Consider the following 15,874-nt stretch of genomic DNA (forward strand, 5'->3'; position numbering starts at 1 on the left):
TTCCACCGGCGGGTGTTACCGCGACGTGGGATCCGACGGATCCGTGTGCAGCCAAGACGGCAACTCGGTGCGTCGGGTGACCCGCAGCTTGCGGTACACCCGCGTCAGGTGCTGCTCGACCGTGCTGACGGTCAGATAGAGCCGCTGTGCTATCTCCCGGTTGGTATGCCCGCGTGCGGCCAGCCCCGCCACCCGCCGCTCCGCCTCGCTGAGCACTGCGGTGCCGTCCGGGCCGGTGAGGCTGGGGAGCATGGGCATCGGCAGGGCCGTGGGCGACTGGAACTTGAGCGCCGCGAGCAGTGCTTGCGCGCCACACTGCCGCGCCAGCTGTGCGGCGGATCGCTGGGCTGCCCGGGCCGGGTCCCGCTCGCCGAGCTTCTGCAACGCGAAGCTCAGCTCCGCCAGGGCGTACGCGATTTCCAGCCGGTCCGGAGTGGAGCGCAGCAGGCGGACCGCCTCCCGCAGGACCGCTACCCGCTCGTGCGCCTCCAGCGCGCCGGAGAGGACTCGCAGGCAGATGCCACGCAGCCGGACGGACTCCTCGCCAAGCCGCCGCAGCTGATCATGAATCAACTCCTGGCACCTTCGAGTCTGACCCAGACGCAGGTACGCGTGCGCGGCGTCGACCCGCCACAGCAGCAGGTCCGGTAGATCCAGGTTCCATGCGAGCATGGTTTCACCGCAGGCATGGAAGTCGTTCAGCGCCGTGTGCACGCGGTTCGTCGCGAAGTGGTACTTGCCGCGGGCGTGCAGATACTTCAGACCAAACGGTGTGTCGAACACACCTGGAGTGATCGGCAGGCTCAGGTGGTGGGCTGCCGTTTCGTAATCACCGGCTTCACTCGCCGCGCGGACGATCGTCGCGATCGGCCATCCGACAGCGACGCCCCAGCCCGCCGACGGCAGCTCGGTGAGGCCGTGGCGGGCGAGTTCGAGCGCCTCGGTCAGGTCGCCCCGCAGCAATGCCGCCTCCGCCCGGGCAGCACTGGTCAATACCCGCCAGATCCGTGGGTCGCACGCCTTCACCTCTCTCGCCAGTGATTCGGTCCACTGGGGCAGGCCCTCGCGCCGGTCGGTGAAGGCGAGGGTGTGTACGGCGCCGAACACCGGGCCCAGCGACTGGTCGTCCTGCCGGCAGCCGCGCAGCACCTCGACGGCTGCCGTCGGCGCGTCAGTGTCCGGCGACGGATTGCCGTCGCCATCGCGCATGCCGCCGGTGCGCCGGCCGACCCAGGTCCGGCTGATTTCGGCGGCCCGACCGGGATACAGATAGATCAACGAAGTCAGGATTGTTTGCAGCCGGTGGTCTGTCGCGGCATCGGGCTCCTCGAGCGTGGCGAAGACGTTCGCGACGTCACCGATGCGGCCGTGCCACAGCAGATAGTTGATCGTCGCGATCGTGTCGCGGCCGGCAAGTTGCCGATCGCGCACCCCGCTTACGAGCTCGGGCAGGTGCTGGATCACCTCGGCCGGATCCCGCCACCACTTGACCCGGGCCAGCATGGCGGTGGTCTCGGCTCGCTGTTGGTCGGCAAGGTCGCCGGCGAACGCCGCCCGCAGGCAGGCCAGGGCACCGTCGGTGTCACCACCCGCCAACGCCCGTTCGGCCGCCTCACGCAGCGTCGGCGCCACCCAGGCGGCGTCTATTCGATCCGCCTCGGTCAGGTGGCGGGCCACCACGGTCGCCGGCCTCCCCTCCTGCTGCCACAACTTGGCGACCCGGGCATGCATCGCCGCTCGCTCCTCGGGCAGCATGCTGGCGAGTACCGCGGCCCGGGCTCCGGCGTGGCGGAACCACCCGTCGCCCAGCAGCCCGGAGCAGTTGAGCAGGTGGATAGCACGCGTCGCCAGGTCACCGTCCATTCCGAGCAGTCGCGACAACGTCACGGGTTCGATCCGTTCCCCGATGACGGCCAGCCCTCGAGCCACCTGCCGCGTCTCCGGCTCCTGCCGGAACAGGCAGCTCGCCACAGCATCGGCGAAAGCTTCGCCGACGACCACCTCGCCGGCCTGCACCATGCCCGCCCGCCGCAGGTCGTCCACCAGCGCCCGCAGCAGGAGGGGATTGCCGCCGGTGACGTCGCGTAGCCGCGGCGCCAGGTCGGACGGGGCATCGGGCTCGCTTTGGCGAATCAGGTCGGCGACCATCTCGACCGGTAGCGGCTCGACCTGAATTCGATGCATCTGTAGGCCGTGCAGCAACTCGGTGCGGGAGAGTGCCGACGCCGCCCGCAACTGGTTGGCCTCGACGAACAGCATGAGCACCCGGGCCGAATGGGCGCGGCGAGCGAGGTAGGCGAGGCACCGCAAGGAGGCGTGATCGGCGAAATGAGCATCGTCGATGGCGACCACCACGGGTTTCCGCTCGACCAGCTCGCACAGCGCCGCGCGCAGGCTCTGCATGAGGGTGGGTACGTCGGGCGCTCCACTCCAGGGCGCCGATCCGCTCGCCAACAGGTCGCTCACTTGTTGGCTGACCTCGGCGGGGAGATCAGGGCTGGCCGCCAGCTGATCCACTACGCCGAGTGGGACGTCTTGTTCATAGCGTGAGCCGCTCGCGCTGAGCACGACCGCGTCGGACAACGCCCGGTGGTCAAGGAAGCGCTGCAACAGTGCTGTCTTACCGCTGGCGGCCGGGCCATTCATCACGGCCAGGCCGCCTTTGCCTTCGAGGCATCCTGAAAATAGTTCACTTAGACGTCGCAGTTCGTTACGTTCCCCGGTCGCCCCCGTAATCGACGCCATGGTTTTATGCCCTCCCCCCGATCGCGACCGGCAGGATTCGACAACGATGTCGTCCAGTCGGCCGCAGAGGTTGTCCCGCTCACGTCTCTGGGGTCAGCCAACCTGCCGCCTCGACAATAGATATCAACCGTTTAGAAGTGCAACCCGGTCGCAATCTACTTCACCTAGTTGAGGATTATATGTACGTATTCAGTTTGAGATGTTCGGCTGCGACCCCGGCCCGGCTCGGCGGCGGGATTCCGGTACGTGCACGTGGCCTGCACGCCCGGGATCCTGCTGACGGCCAAGCAGATCACCGAACAGGCCGTCGCCGCCGGCCATACCGGTCCTGCAATCCGGGGGCGGTGGCCTGCGGCCGCGAGCAGGACCCCGCCCGGCCGCGACGGCAAGCCGCCGCAGGCCCGCAAGGACCGGCCGACTACGCCATCCTGCGGTCCTGCCTGTCCACCGCCATCATGGACGGCCTCGACGTGCGCAAACGGCTATTCAGCACCGGGCCGTGATTGTCAAACGACTGCCTCAGGCTGAATACGATTTATCTGTCCGTAGCGCGCAAATTCGGCATGGGGCCATGGTTAAGGACTGGATAAGTCAGGTTCCATGTTGGGCTGGCGGTGTCAGCTATCCGACGGACGTGCCGCAAACTGGCGGAATAGGTACTTTACCCGGAATTTAACCTGATGTCGGCGTGGGATGTTCATCGGGCGAGGGGAAGGGCGCCGCGGTCCATGACCCGCCGTCACGGGGTGATGTCGGGCGGTGGAATCGCTCCGTCCGCTTTTCCGGAATGTGCCGTCGCTCTATTGAGCTCACCCTTCTACTCTGTGTCATCTAATATCACTTCTTTGTAATAGGTGCCGCTTGCCCGCTTGTCGGGCTTCCGGTGCTTCTCGCCCGGCAAGCCGCCTTTCCCGCATATTGTCCACTATATCTTTGGCCCTCGAATATCTAGGGTCGGTAAATGCTGGTTAGGGGTACCCCCTAGCTGGCATCAAAACATTAGCGTCTTGATCAGATGTTAAACCGTCGAAACTTTGTTCATCCTGTTAATCGTCGAGTAGCTCATGGAGGATCAATGAGACCCAAGGTCTTGCGTGCCGGCCTGCTCTCGGGGGCGATCATGTGTGCCTTGCTCCCAGCCGGACCGGCCAGTGCCGCGGCCGCGGTCCTGTCCGCGAGCAGCCGGAGTGTCGACCTGGACTGCGAATTCGTGGTCAGCGTTCAGATCGCTCCTGGAATCACGCCGACACCCCAGCTGAGCGTTTTCGATTCCGGTGGGCTGACGGGACAGGCCACCTGCACGGGAAAGGTGCTCGGCAAGAATGTCACCGGGCCCGGCGCGGTCAGCCTGCGAGCTGAGGAGACGGCGAGTTGCGCACAACTGGAGGGTGGGCATGGCGTATTCACCTTTCGAGTGCCTATCGCCGGAGGATTCGCGTACATCTTTGGGACCTACAACAGCGGTGGCGACGGTATCACCGGTGGCATGACTGGTACCGCCGCAGTCGTCTCCATCGATGCCGGCGACTGCTTCAATACGCCGGTGACCGGGGTGACGACCCGTGCTGAGGTGCATGTCGGTCCGGTCTACTCGTAGCCCCGGTTCGGTCGGATGCCCCGGCGCGGTGCGCACCGCGGCAACCGGTGCCCGGTGGTCGGGTGCCGTTACCGATCTGCCTCGCATGCGATGAGCAGCGGCGGCGGACCCGCGATGCGGTGGGTCCGCCGCGGTGTGGTCCTCGGCGGCGGCAGCCAGCGATGCCGGTGGCGTACCCCGATGATCCAGGTGCTCCGCCGTTGCGCCGGCGCAAGCAGGGCGTCCGGCTCCTCTGTGCTGTCCAGGATGGCGAAGTCCCAGGCCAGGCCGGATGGGGCGAGTACGGCGGCGACATGGGCGAACCGTATGCTTTCCAGCGCGCCGATGTGATTGGTGGGGATGGCATGGCCGGCGGTCGCGAGCATGGCGACCGCTGGAGGGGTACGACGGCGCATCATCACGACCATGAGCGGCACGATGCTTTCCGCGGCGAGCAGCATCGCGTGCCTGACCGTGACGACGCTGCAGTCGCGTTCGTCGACCAGCGCCATGATCCTGACCGCGCTTGGCGGTCCGTGCGGCGCCGGCTGGCGGCGGGCAGCCGGCTTTCTCGCGTCGTCAACCACTGTGGCTCGTCGGGTGCTACTCGGCGATGCGCGTGCGTGTGACCCAGCGATAGACGATGACTTCGCTGTCGGGATGCGGGTAACGCTCGTCGGTGCGCTCGAAGTGTTCGTAACCGCCGCGGTGTTCGACCTTGACCTTGTAGGCGTCAACGCTCGTTAGGCGGAACCGGTCGTCGTCGGGAAGGTCGCTCGGCCCGCCCACGAGCCGGACTCGTCCGACGACACCCGTCTGCAGACGCTCGGTCATGATTAACCTCCGTCCGTGCCAGATAGGCCAGGTGGCTGATGCCAAGCTACGGCGGGTAGCACCTCGGGTCAGCCCCTATCGGCCCCTATGTGGCTCGCCCGGGACGCACCCACCACAGTCCACATCAGACTCCTAGGAGCCGATCACGGAATCACGGTCCGGGGCCCGGACGGCGGCGTCGACCGGGAGGCGCGGCGCGGCTCGGCAATCATCAGGACCCGGCCGGGGCTGAGCGAGGCACGGGCCACCGGCCGCACGACGCTGTCCCGCTCCGGACGGAGGCGGAAGCGGGACATCACGGCGGCGACTGTCATGACGAGTTCGGTCAACGCCATCTCGTCACCGATGCACTTGCGGTTCCCGGCACCGAAGGGCAGCAGGGCCGCCCGCGCGGCAGGTGACGGGTCGCACCAGCGGTCGGGGTCGAACCGCAGCGGATCGGGAAAGATTTCCGGGTCATGATGGCGCTGGTACGGGCTGAACAGCACCGTCGTGCCCCGCGCCACCGGATAGCCAGCCAGTTCGGTGTCGCGCGTCACCGCCCGCGACAACAGCCAGGCGGGCGGGTAGAGCCGCATCGCCTCCGTGACGGCCCGCCGTACCCGTACCAGGTCCGGTAGGTGATCGGAGTCGACCGGGCGTCCGTCGAGGACCGCGTCAACCTCTTCCTGTACGGCGCGTTCGTCGGCGGAGTGGGTGGCGAGCAGGTGGAGTACCCAGGACATGGCGTCGCCGGGTGGCTCTGTCCCACCGATGAGCATCGTCATGACCTGATCGTGGATCTCGTCGTCACGCAGCGCGGCTGTGCCATCGCGGCCGGCGAGTATCGACAGCACGTCACTTAGGTCGCGGCCGGAACGCCGGTGCGCGCGGAGGGTATCGGAGATCACCCGCCGCATGGTCGCCTGGGCCTGCTCGAAACGGCGGTTGGCCCGCACCGGCAACCGGTGCACGAACTCGCCCGGGATGATCATGCGTTGGTACACCCCGCGCATGATCACGGGAAGGGCCGCGACAACGCTGGCCACGGCTGGTTCGGCGAGCTGGCCGCCGAACATCGTCCGGGCCGCCACCCGCAGCGCCAGCGCGTGCATGGCGCGCCCGACGTCGAACGGGTGACCGGCTCGCCACGAGGCGAGTTCCGCCTCCACCTGAGCGCTGATCAACGCCGCGTAGCCCGCCAACCGGTTCGCCGCGAAGGCCGGCTGCACCAGCCGCCGTTGTCGGCGATGCGTGGCGTAGTCGGAGCTGACGAGGCCGTCGCCGACGACCAGCCGGGCCCGCTCGAAGAGCGGACCGCCCTTGTCGAAGGCGCGCGGGTCGTGCAGTACCTGGGACACCGCCGCGCCGCTGCAAGCGAGGTAGGCCGACCTTGGCCCCAGCCGCAGCCGGACCACCTCGCCGATCCCGGTCAGCCCACGCAGGAACGGCAGGGGCCGGTGCCACAACTGCATCGCGTGACCGAGTACCGGCAGTGCTCCCGGTGCCTCGGGCAGGGATCGGGCGTTCATTCTCGACCAGTCCGCATAGGACAGCCAAACGCCAAGGACTGACCATCGGGGGTGGCGACGGCCGACCAGGCGGGAGACGTCCGGCGGGTGAGTGTCATCGGCATCGGGCCGGGGCCGAGCGTCGCCTCGGGTAGGCGCTTACGCCGTTCGCCCGGCACCATCCGCATCGACCAGCGCGCGGTGATGGTGGCGATGAGCAGCATGGCCTCGGTGAGGGCGAAACGGTCGCCGATGCACTTGCGGTTGCCCATGATGAACGGCTGCATCGCCGCCTTCATGACCGTGTCGACCCGCTCGGGCAGCCACCGGTCGGGGTCGAAGCACTCCGGATCGGCGAACAGCTCCGGGTTGTGGTGCAACAGGTATGGGCTGAGGAGGATGACAGTCCCCTTGGGTATCGGATGCCCACCCAGCTCACAGTCCTCGGCGGTCAGGCGGGTGAGCAGCCACACCGGCGGCCGGATGCGCAGTGTCTCGTAGAAGACGCGGTACAGGTAGGGCAGCTGCGCGATGTCGTCGAAGGCCGGTGGGCGGCCAGCCAGCACGGTGTCCACCTCGTCGTGCAGCCGGCGCTCGACCTCCGGGTGCTCGCTGATCATCAAAAGGGTGGAGCAGATCGCGTTGGCCGTCGTCTCCATCCCGCCAGCGAGCAGGGTCATTACCTGCTGGTGGATTTCATACTCGGAGAGTCCTTTGCCGGTGTGCTCATCAGTTGTGTTGATGAGAATCGACATCAAGTCCCCGTGGTCGACTCCCTCGCTGCGGTACTGCTCGATGGTCTCCGCGACGACCTTGCGCATCCGCTCGTGCGCTACCGCGAACTCGCGGTTCTCCCGGGTCGGCAGCTTCTCGAGCAGGGCCGTCGGGGCGACCATCCGCTTGTACACGCCGCGGTTGATGATCGGCATGCACTCCTGGACCTCGTCCGCGGCGTGGCTGCTCAGCGGGTTGGTGACCATGGTACGAGCGGCGATGCGCAGCGTGACGGCGTGCATCTCGTCCCGAACGTCCAGCCGGTCGCCGTCTGCCCACTGTGCCAGCAGCGTGTCGATTTCTTCCCGCATGATAGCCGCGTAACCCGGCAGCCGGGACTGATGGAAGCCCGGTTGCAGCATTCGCCGCTGCCTGCGGTGCGGCTTCCAGGTGGCGGCGAACAGCCCCTGGCCAACCAGTTCATCGGCCTTCTCGAAGAGTGGGCCGCCCTTGTCGAACGTCCGCGGCTCCAGCAGGACACGCTGGATCAGCTGCGGCGCGCAGACCATGATGGCCGGGCGGCGGCCAAGCCGGACCTCGACGAGGTCACCGTACTGGGAGAGATTGACGAGGAATTCCTGCGGTCGACGAGCCAGAGGCACGGCGTGCCCCAGCAGCGGCAACGCGCCGGGCGCGACGGCGTAGACGCGGGAGGACGTGGGCATGGCGGGTACCTCCGGCTGGTTCACTCAGGACGAAAGCGGGCTATCGGCGCGGTGAGGCTGAGCCAGCCGTACGTGCTGCCGTCCCAGACGGCACCATCGCCGAAGTAACGCGGGGTCAGGTATTCGAACTCCTGGCTTCCGCCGATGAGGTGGTCCAACCCGGACAGGTACGCGCGGACCTCCGGCGACTCGCCGTGCCGTCCGGCGAGCACCTTGTCGCGGGCGGCGATGTAGGCGTGCTCGTGGTGCCCGACGAGCTCACAGAGTCGGTCTACGGCAGCCTGCAGCTCAAGATTCTGGTGTTCGCACAGCACCCTGACTGTGGTCATGGTGTCTCGCTGCGCATACTCCTTGCGCCACGACAGCAGGTCGTTCACCACGATGAGCTGCCGCATGCCGTGGTGGTGCACATCGTCAAAAACGCCCTGTGCCGTCAGGTGGGTCATATCCACTTCGGATGCGTACTCGGTGAACAGCTGAAGGAAGTCGCAGCCGAAGCTGTTCACCCGCACCTTCATGCAGGTGTCGAAGTCGGGTACCGGGCCGGCGAGCTTGACCTGGATTTCCGTCGCACAGCCGCGCAGAAACGCCTCGAGGCTCCCCACCAGCCTGACGATCTGGCGCTGGCTCATCCCGGGTGCGATCCGCCGCCACAGGTCCTGGGCGGCGCGGCCGTAGGCCGTGGTTGCCTCGCCGCCTCCGGATCCGCGGCCGTCCGGACCGACGTCGGCCATGACGGCGGCGAACACTTCGCGGGCAGCGGCATGGTCGGCACCCAGGCGGGATGCATCAGAGACGAAGCTGTCAATGACGGTGACGAAGTGGTACCAGTCAGCGATGTTCTGCGCCCGCGCAAGGTCCGCGTACGGCACGGTGAGCGGGCCGTAGATGCCATTGCGCTGGCGCAGAAAGAGCAGGAGAGCGGCCTCGCTGCCGAAGCAGTCTCCGAGCATGGACCGAATCCAGCCGTTTGAGTTTATTTCTATCCGTGCAGCCTGTGGGTGGTAGGCCACCGGAAGCAGGCGGGGCAGTGGCGGCAGGTAGAACTCGTCCGGCGTCGGCGACGCCAGGGCCGAGGCTGCCGACGGGGTGAAGGTCGAGGTCATACCCGTAGTCTGGACAGGGAGCCTTGAGTGCTGCTAAAGAGGTCGATTCGCTCCTCAAGGCCAAAAAGCGATCGGCGCCGCGCCAGAAGCTGGTCTTACCGAACCCACTGGAGTGTCGCCGAGAATCAGTTCCTTCTCGCGCCCAGCGCCTGCCCTCCAGCTCGAACTCGCCACCGCTCGTCCACACCGAGCGATCCGACACCGTGATCTCTATAGCCGTCAGCCGCCGTCGCTGACCAACCCGGCGGTTCGCCGACGCGGCGCGACATCGACACGTGTCGGCGGACGAACCCCGTGACCAGGCAAGCGGTGCCACCCGGGCCCTTCCCGCGTCGGCAGCGCTTGCCACGCATCGCAGCTCAGCATCGTGGGGCCTGGTCCGGATCATTGCCCGTGGCTCTCCACGCCTCGGCAACTGTCCGGGTGCCACGCAGTGCGGAGCAGACGTCGGACACCACCCGATCGGGGTCCGGATCCACAATATTGATCTGTGAGTACATACCGGCCATGGCGATCAGTCCGGTACCGGGTTGCACGGCAAGAGCGTTCGAAGAGGTTGATGTACGCACCGCCGCCAGGAATCGCTGTGCTGATACGTCCCACAGTCGCAGCGACACGTCGTAGTCGCTGACCGAGGCGAGCGTGTTGCCGTCCGGCAGGAAATCCACTCCCCTGATGGCGCCACCGTGCCCGCTCAATGCACCGCCGATCTGTTTCCTGCTGGCGATATCCCACAAGCGCAGGTTTCGGTCGCTACCACCGCTCGCCAGCACGGTGCCGTCTTGGTTGAACGCCACCGCAGTGGCAAATCCATGCCGGCCATCCAGGGTGTCGACCAGATCACCGGTGCGCGGATCGCGAAGGTCGATCTTTCCGTCGCTCAACGGGACGGCGACCAAACTCCCGTTCGGGGAAAAAGCGATATTGCCTCCTGGGTAAGGCTCGCGCGACACGTCGTTGACTTCATAAGTTATCGAAACTGGCGGCGAGTCGGGGTTGGCGAAGTCCCATCGCACCAGCCGATAGCGTAGAACTTTGACGTCACCCGAGTCTATCGCGTCCGGGGACGGGCCGCCGTGCGCAACCAAGGACCTGCCGTCAGGACTGTACCGAACGGAGTAAGGCAGCAGATCTTTTCCGATGGCTCCGGGCCTGCCCGGCTGTCCGCTCGCGACATTCCACAAACGGACAGTGCCGTCGGCGCCTGCCGTCGCCAGTTGGGCACTGTCCGGCGCGAACGAAAGCGAATTGACTACGCCGGTGTTCAGTTCGCGGACCAGAGACTGGTCGGCCATGTCCCACAGCGTCACCACCTTGCCTCTGGTGAAAGCCAGCAGACGCCGGTCCGGACTGAACGCCACGGCCGTGGGTGCGTCGGACTGGTCGAGACTATTGGTCTGTGCCCGCCACAGAATTGCCGATCGGTCGAGGCTGCCGCTCAGCACGGCATGTCCGTCTCGACTGAATTCGACTGACGCAACGCCTTCGGTGTGTCCGACAAAGGAGCGGACGGCGGCGCCGTCGATGACCCTCCACCACTGAACGCTTCTGCTTCTGTTCAGACCCGCGATCACGTGTCGCCCGTCCGGACTGAATTCCGCCTCCTTGATGAACTCGTTCCCGCCGGGCGGGCGCAGTACCGGAACGCTCGCGGCCCGGCCCTCGCGTACGTCCCACAACCGCACCGTCCCGTCGGCGCTGCCACTGGCCAGCAGCCAGCCATTCGGACTGAAATCCACGCTTGTCACGTATTTCTCGTGGCCGGTCAGAACCGCCACCCGGCGCCCGGTGGCGGTCTGCCAGACCCGGACGCTGTTGTTTTCGCCGCCTGCGGCGAGCAGCGAGCCATCCGGGCTGAGGGCGACTCCGAACACGGTGCCGCCGCCCTTGTCGTAGGTACGCACCTGCCGTCCGCTCGCCACATCCCACAACACGATGGTGGGTTCGCTCCGGGAGGCGGTGGCGATGGAAGTTCCGTCCTGGCTGAATGCCATACTGACGGCGTCGCCGGGCAGGCTGCGAATGAGTTTGCGCGTGCGCACGTCCCACAACCGCAGCTGGTGCTCGGCTCGTTCACTGGAATGGGCGGTGCCGAGAATGCTTCCGTCCGGGCTGAACTCGACGATGGGCAGCTTGCCATCCGTGCCGGTCAACTCGGCAACCTGCTGATGGCTCTCGGTGTCCCACAGCGTCACTGTGCCATCGGCGGCCGCCAGCGCGGCGAGCGTGCCGTCGGGACTGAGAGCCGTGTCGAACAGCCGGGCCTCGACGGGGCCGAGCACGCCCCGGTAGGGAATGCCCTGTGCGCTCAGGATGGCGCCGCGCGACTCCTCGGTTGGCGCGGCCTGCCATGCTGCTGTTGCCAACAACAGCGATCGGTGCGGATCGGCGTCGCGTGCGGTCAGCGATTCCGACGAGTACAGCCGGGACAACGCGATGGCACGCTGCTGCTCGGCCCGCTGCCTCTGCTCGTCCGCTACCCGCTGTTGCCACACCGCGAGCCCGCCGGCAACCAGGGCGGCCGCGAGCAGGACCGCGAGCGCCCCCACCCCGCGGCGTAGTCGCCGGTTGTTGCGCCGCTCGGTCTCGCGCGCCGATTCTTCCGCGACCTCGCTTGCCTTGATGAACTCGCGTTCCGCATCGGTGAGGCTGGCCATGCGATCGTCCCGCTCGTCCAACCACTCCAGGAGGCCGGACAGCCGAGCGCCCCGAAGCAGGCTGCCGTCATCCCGATCGAGGTTGAGCCACTCGTTCGTCGCATCGGTGAGCCTGCGGTGTACGACGAGACCGGCCCGGTCCTCGCTCAGCCAGAACTTCAACCGTGGCCACTCACGCAACAGGGCCTCGTGGGCGATCTCGACGGCGTCCTTGTCGACGGCGACGAGCCGGGTAGCGATCAACCGGTTGAGCACTGTCACCGAATCGTCGTCACCACCGGTCAGTTCCGATTTCGGCACCCTACGACGAGTGTCATCGACACCCTCACCGACTGCCACCATCGCCAGCAACAACCGCCGTACGGTTTGTTGCTCCGGCTCGGACATCGAGGTGAACAGCTTCTCTGCCGCCTCGCGGATCGCGCCCCGAACGCCACCGGATTCCTGGTAGCTGGCCAGGGCCATGGTGTTGCCTCGGCGCTTCTTCCAGGTTGCCTCCAACGCATACGCGAGCAACGGCAGGGTGCCCGGTTGAGGACCGGCGGCGGCGTCGACGACGTCCTCGAGCATCCGATCGACCAGGCCCCGCTCCACGTCAAGACCGACGGCGGCTGCGGGTCCCTCGACGACGCTCCGCAGTTCGGAGATTGTCATCGGACCGACGAGAAACTGGTTGTCCTGCAGGATCTCGGCCAAGCCCGGTTCCTCCGCGCAGGAGGAGAAGAAATCCGTCCGCAGGCTGGCGAGCACCAGCGCGCTCGGAGTGGTCTGATCGTCGGCGACGCTGTCGGCCGCCGCACGGAGGGCCGCGATGAACGCCGTCCGCTCGGCGGCGTCCCCGCAGAGCGTGAAGATCTCCTCGAACTGGTCGACGATCAACACCACCGGCCCGGCAGCGTCGAGCCCTTTCCTGCCTGCGTCCGCGAGCGCCGCCTGGCGGGCCAGCGCGGCGAACCTGATCGGGTCGTCCCGTACCTCGTCCACCGAAGTCCCGACGGGGCTGCCCGCCAGGACCGCCATGTGGCTGACCAACTCGGTCAGCGGCCTCGAGCCGGGCGTCAGCCGGACCCGCGGCCAGTTGGCGGAACCGGGAACCGGGAGGTCGCCACGCGACAACGCGGGCACGAGACCAGCCCGCAACAAGGACGACTTACCGGAGCCGGATACGCCCACCACGAGCAACGGCAATCCGCGATCCTTGGCCACGACCAGTCGGTCGACCAGTTTCGCGGTCAGCTCCTCGCGGCCGAAGAACCACTCGGCCTGGCCTGCGTTGAACGCGGACAGGCCGGGGTAAGGGCAGATGCCGGGTGCGGGCGGTGGGACGTGCTCGGCCTTCTCCCGCGCCCGCAGCTCGACACCGACGTCGCGCAGCAGGGGAGCCAGGTCCTCGGTTCGCGCGACCCACACCGTGTCCCGGCCCCAGTTGTCGTTGGTGTTGTACCTGGCGGATACGACACCCAGGACCATGCCGTCGACACCCCGCACCGGGGCACCCGACATCCCCCGCATCACCGCGTTCGCCGTCAACCGGCCCAGCCGCACGCCATTCCGGGTCGTACCACCCGCCCAATGCCCCGGCGCGTCCAGGAAGCGGAACTCGTGAGAGTCGGGCAGATCCACCGAACCTGTGACCACCACCTCGGCCCGAAGCTCGACGCCATCCGTGGCCGTCACGCCCGGGGCGACCGCAGGAAGCCCGCTTTCCGCGCGCAACACACCGAGGTCGTGCACCCGGTCGACGTTGACGATCTGCGCGGCGAAACCGTCCCCACCGCCCAACGGATCCACCTGCACCACGCCGCCGATGTCTCCGGTGTCTGCGGTGCCCGCGCTGATGTTCCGCAGCACATGCCACGCCGTCACGAAAACGCCCGGCGCTACTTGAAAACATGTGCCTTCGGGGCGACCCGACGCATTCAGAACCCGGCCGAGAAAGCCCGGAACCCTTTCGTCAGGCGCCATCGGGCTGGTGCTCTGCCGCGGCGCGGTAGGTCAGCGCCACCTCCATGGTCGCCTCGCTCGACGCACCCGCGATGATCACGCTGCCGCTTGCCGAGAACTTCAACCCGAACTTGACCTGGACCTCGTCGGGCCGCAGCGACTGCTTACCCAGTTGCGCGATGGTGCCCACGGTCGACGCCGCCACCGCGACAATCGCGTCCTGGGCGCGATCGAACGCGTCCGTCACGGCGTCGCGCACCATCTCCCCGCGCCCGATCTCCTCGGAGCCGACCGGGCGGGCCACCTCGACCTGAAGCTCCACACCCGCCACGGTGACGGGAAGTACCACCGAACGATCAGTCAAGACGCCTCCCCAGGTCAACGCCACGATCCCCGAACCCGATCGCCCTTGTGACGTACCGACTACGGCCGCACCGTATCGATAGCACACCACCTGCGCCACAACCACAGAACCGGCTCGACCACCGGCTGCTCGGCGTGCAGCTCTGCAGGGAATCGGCGTCGATCATCCGGGCGCAACTCGTTGACGCGTTCTGACGTATTGACTACCGTCATACGTCACACGAAAGATTTGGCGTTGATCGAGGTCTCGGGTCCAGGTCTCGCAGCGTATGAGCGATGTCGACAGGATCGTCGCTCACGGCTGATCCGCACGTGAGGTGACCACATCGCCTCCGCCTGCGATCCGGCCGGCATCTGGTCCACACCAATGCACCGCGATCGCCAGTGCCACCACAGCTCACGACCATCGTATGGAGGGCCGCTTGAAGCGCGTCATCACCACCGCCGCCGTCTTCTTCACAGCCGCGCTCCTGGTGGCGGGCTGTACGCCCGGATCGGGCGGCGATTCCGGATCGTCCGACTCGAAGACGTTCGAGTTCTGGTCGTTCACCGGGATCAACCAGAAGATTGATGTCGATGCCTATACCAAGGGTCACCCGGACATCACCGTCAAGCTCACCGAGGTGGGCAGCAGCACCGAGACGGCCCAAGCACTCACCGCGGCACTGGCCGGTGGCAAGGTGCCCGACCTCGTGCTGATCCAGGGTGACGATCTGCCGAAGTTCATGCAGTCCCCGGACAACTTCGTGGACCTGGCCACGCTCGGCGCCGACAAGGTGACCGACGACTACCTCGACTGGGTGATCGCGCAGTCGACGACCGAGGACGGCAAGATCATCGGGATACCGACGGATGTCGGTGGCCTGGCGATCGCCTACCGTACCGACCTGTTCAAGGCCGCCGGTCTGCCCACCGACCGGGACGAGGTCTCCGAGCTCTGGCCGACCTGGGACGCCTTCATGGACGTCGGCAAGAGGTACGTCCAGGCGACCGGCAAGCCGTTCCTGGACAACACCCCGACGAGCATCTTCTTCCAGGCGGTCAACCAGGGATCGGAGCGCTACTACGACTCCGACCGCAAGCTGTCGTACGACAGGAACCCCCAGGTCAAGGAGGCGTTCGACCTGACGCTGAAGGTCTACCAGTCGGGTATCTCCGGCAAGATAGCGTCGTGGACGCCGGGGTGGACCGCAGGCATGAGCAAGGGTGACTTCGCGGTCATGTCGGCGCCGGCGTGGATGCTCAACGCGATCAAGACCAACGCCCCTGATTCCGCCGGCAAGTGGGATATCGCCACCATCCCCGGTGGCTCGGGGAACTGGGGCGGCAGCTACCTCGCCATCCCCAAGCGGGCGAAGAACCCGAAGGCGGCCTGGGACTACATCGCCGATAGGCAGTCGCCGGAGGGCCAGCTCGAGAACTTCCTGTCCAAGGGGAACCTGCCCACCACGCCGTCGGTCTACACGGACCCGCGGCTCGTCGAGAAGACCGACCCGTTCTTCTCCGACGCCCCGGTCGGCAAGATCTACACCGAGTCCGTGGTGAACATCAAGCCGTTCTACATCGGTCCCGACGACGCCACCATCGGCAGCGAACTGCTCAACACGCTCACCAGCGTGGAGCAGGGCAAGGTCGCCCCCGACAAAGCGTGGGAAACCGCGCTGGCCAACGTCAAGAACGCCCTCCGCGGCTGAATGGACGACTGATGTGTGGCGGCCGG

10 protein-coding genes are annotated in these 15,874 nt (G+C 66.9%); 2 read left to right on the top strand and 8 right to left on the bottom strand.

Annotated elements, in window-relative coordinates; genetic code table 11:
- Window positions 1–15: 15 nt before the first annotated feature.
- Window positions 16–2,745, bottom strand: a complete 2,730-nt coding sequence (locus tag Vqi01_RS09430; RefSeq protein ID WP_204034309.1) for an ATP-binding protein — start codon at window positions 2,743–2,745, stop codon at window positions 16–18.
- 1,075 nt (window positions 2,746–3,820) lie between these two features.
- Between Vqi01_RS09430 and Vqi01_RS09435 the strand changes: the two genes are divergently transcribed.
- The gene (locus Vqi01_RS09435) at window positions 3,821–4,342 is read left to right on the top strand and encodes a hypothetical protein (RefSeq protein ID WP_204034310.1); all 522 of its coding nucleotides are present in this window, start codon (window positions 3,821–3,823) and stop codon (window positions 4,340–4,342) included.
- Between the two features lie 68 nt (window positions 4,343–4,410).
- Here Vqi01_RS09435 and Vqi01_RS09440 read toward each other — a convergent pair whose 3' ends face one another.
- From Vqi01_RS09440 to Vqi01_RS09470, 7 genes are all read right to left on the bottom strand, one after another.
- Window positions 4,411–4,833, bottom strand: a complete 423-nt coding sequence (locus tag Vqi01_RS09440) for a hypothetical protein (protein ID WP_204034311.1) — start codon at window positions 4,831–4,833, stop codon at window positions 4,411–4,413.
- A gap of 91 nt (window positions 4,834–4,924) precedes the next feature.
- Window positions 4,925–5,155, bottom strand: a complete 231-nt coding sequence (locus Vqi01_RS09445) for a DUF5988 family protein (protein ID WP_204034312.1) — start codon at window positions 5,153–5,155, stop codon at window positions 4,925–4,927.
- A 143-nt stretch (window positions 5,156–5,298) separates the two neighbouring features.
- Window positions 5,299–6,666: a cytochrome P450 gene (locus Vqi01_RS09450; RefSeq protein WP_204034315.1), complete on the bottom strand. Its 1,368-nt coding sequence runs from the start codon at window positions 6,664–6,666 to the stop codon at window positions 5,299–5,301.
- Complete coding sequence (locus Vqi01_RS09455; protein WP_204034316.1) at window positions 6,663–8,084, bottom strand: cytochrome P450; 1,422 nt, start codon at window positions 8,082–8,084, stop codon at window positions 6,663–6,665. The genes Vqi01_RS09450 and Vqi01_RS09455 overlap by 4 nt, the downstream gene beginning before the upstream one ends.
- 20 nt (window positions 8,085–8,104) lie before the next feature.
- Window positions 8,105–9,190 carry a terpene synthase family protein gene (locus Vqi01_RS09460; protein ID WP_204034317.1) on the bottom strand — a complete coding sequence of 362 codons (1,086 nt, stop codon included), beginning with the start codon at window positions 9,188–9,190 and terminating at the stop codon, window positions 8,105–8,107.
- A gap of 359 nt (window positions 9,191–9,549) precedes the next feature.
- Complete coding sequence (locus Vqi01_RS09465; protein WP_204034318.1) at window positions 9,550–13,812, bottom strand: nSTAND1 domain-containing NTPase; 4,263 nt, start codon at window positions 13,810–13,812, stop codon at window positions 9,550–9,552.
- Window positions 13,802–14,113: a CU044_2847 family protein gene (locus tag Vqi01_RS09470; RefSeq protein ID WP_204034319.1), complete on the bottom strand. Its 312-nt coding sequence runs from the start codon at window positions 14,111–14,113 to the stop codon at window positions 13,802–13,804. Before Vqi01_RS09470 ends, Vqi01_RS09465 begins: the two co-directional genes overlap by 11 nt.
- Window positions 14,114–14,576: 463 nt before the next feature.
- Between Vqi01_RS09470 and Vqi01_RS09475 the strand changes: the two genes are divergently transcribed.
- The gene (locus tag Vqi01_RS09475) at window positions 14,577–15,848 is read left to right on the top strand and encodes an ABC transporter substrate-binding protein (protein ID WP_204034320.1); all 1,272 of its coding nucleotides are present in this window, start codon (window positions 14,577–14,579) and stop codon (window positions 15,846–15,848) included.
- Window positions 15,849–15,874: the final 26 nt, after the last annotated feature.

It is taken from the genome of Micromonospora qiuiae, from assembly GCF_016863555.1.
Taxonomy (GTDB): domain Bacteria; phylum Actinomycetota; class Actinomycetes; order Mycobacteriales; family Micromonosporaceae; genus Micromonospora; species Micromonospora qiuiae.

Bases quoted from the DNA above. Each gene is read 5' to 3' on its own strand.
- Vqi01_RS09465 (WP_204034318.1), bottom strand. From the start codon at position 13,812: ATGGCGCCTGACGAAAGGGTTCCGGGCTTTCTCGGCCGGGTTCTGAAT.
- Vqi01_RS09440 (WP_204034311.1), bottom strand. From the start codon at position 4,833: ATGGCGCTGGTCGACGAACGCGACTGCAGCGTCGTCACGGTCAGGCAC.
- Vqi01_RS09450 (WP_204034315.1), bottom strand. From the start codon at position 6,666: ATGAACGCCCGATCCCTGCCCGAGGCACCGGGAGCACTGCCGGTACTC.
- Vqi01_RS09445 (WP_204034312.1), bottom strand. From the start codon at position 5,155: ATGACCGAGCGTCTGCAGACGGGTGTCGTCGGACGAGTCCGGCTCGTG.
- Vqi01_RS09430 (WP_204034309.1), bottom strand. From the start codon at position 2,745: ATGGCGTCGATTACGGGGGCGACCGGGGAACGTAACGAACTGCGACGT.
- Vqi01_RS09455 (WP_204034316.1), bottom strand. From the start codon at position 8,084: ATGCCCACGTCCTCCCGCGTCTACGCCGTCGCGCCCGGCGCGTTGCCG.
- Vqi01_RS09460 (WP_204034317.1), bottom strand. From the start codon at position 9,190: ATGACCTCGACCTTCACCCCGTCGGCAGCCTCGGCCCTGGCGTCGCCG.
- Vqi01_RS09435 (WP_204034310.1), top strand. From the start codon at position 3,821: ATGAGACCCAAGGTCTTGCGTGCCGGCCTGCTCTCGGGGGCGATCATG.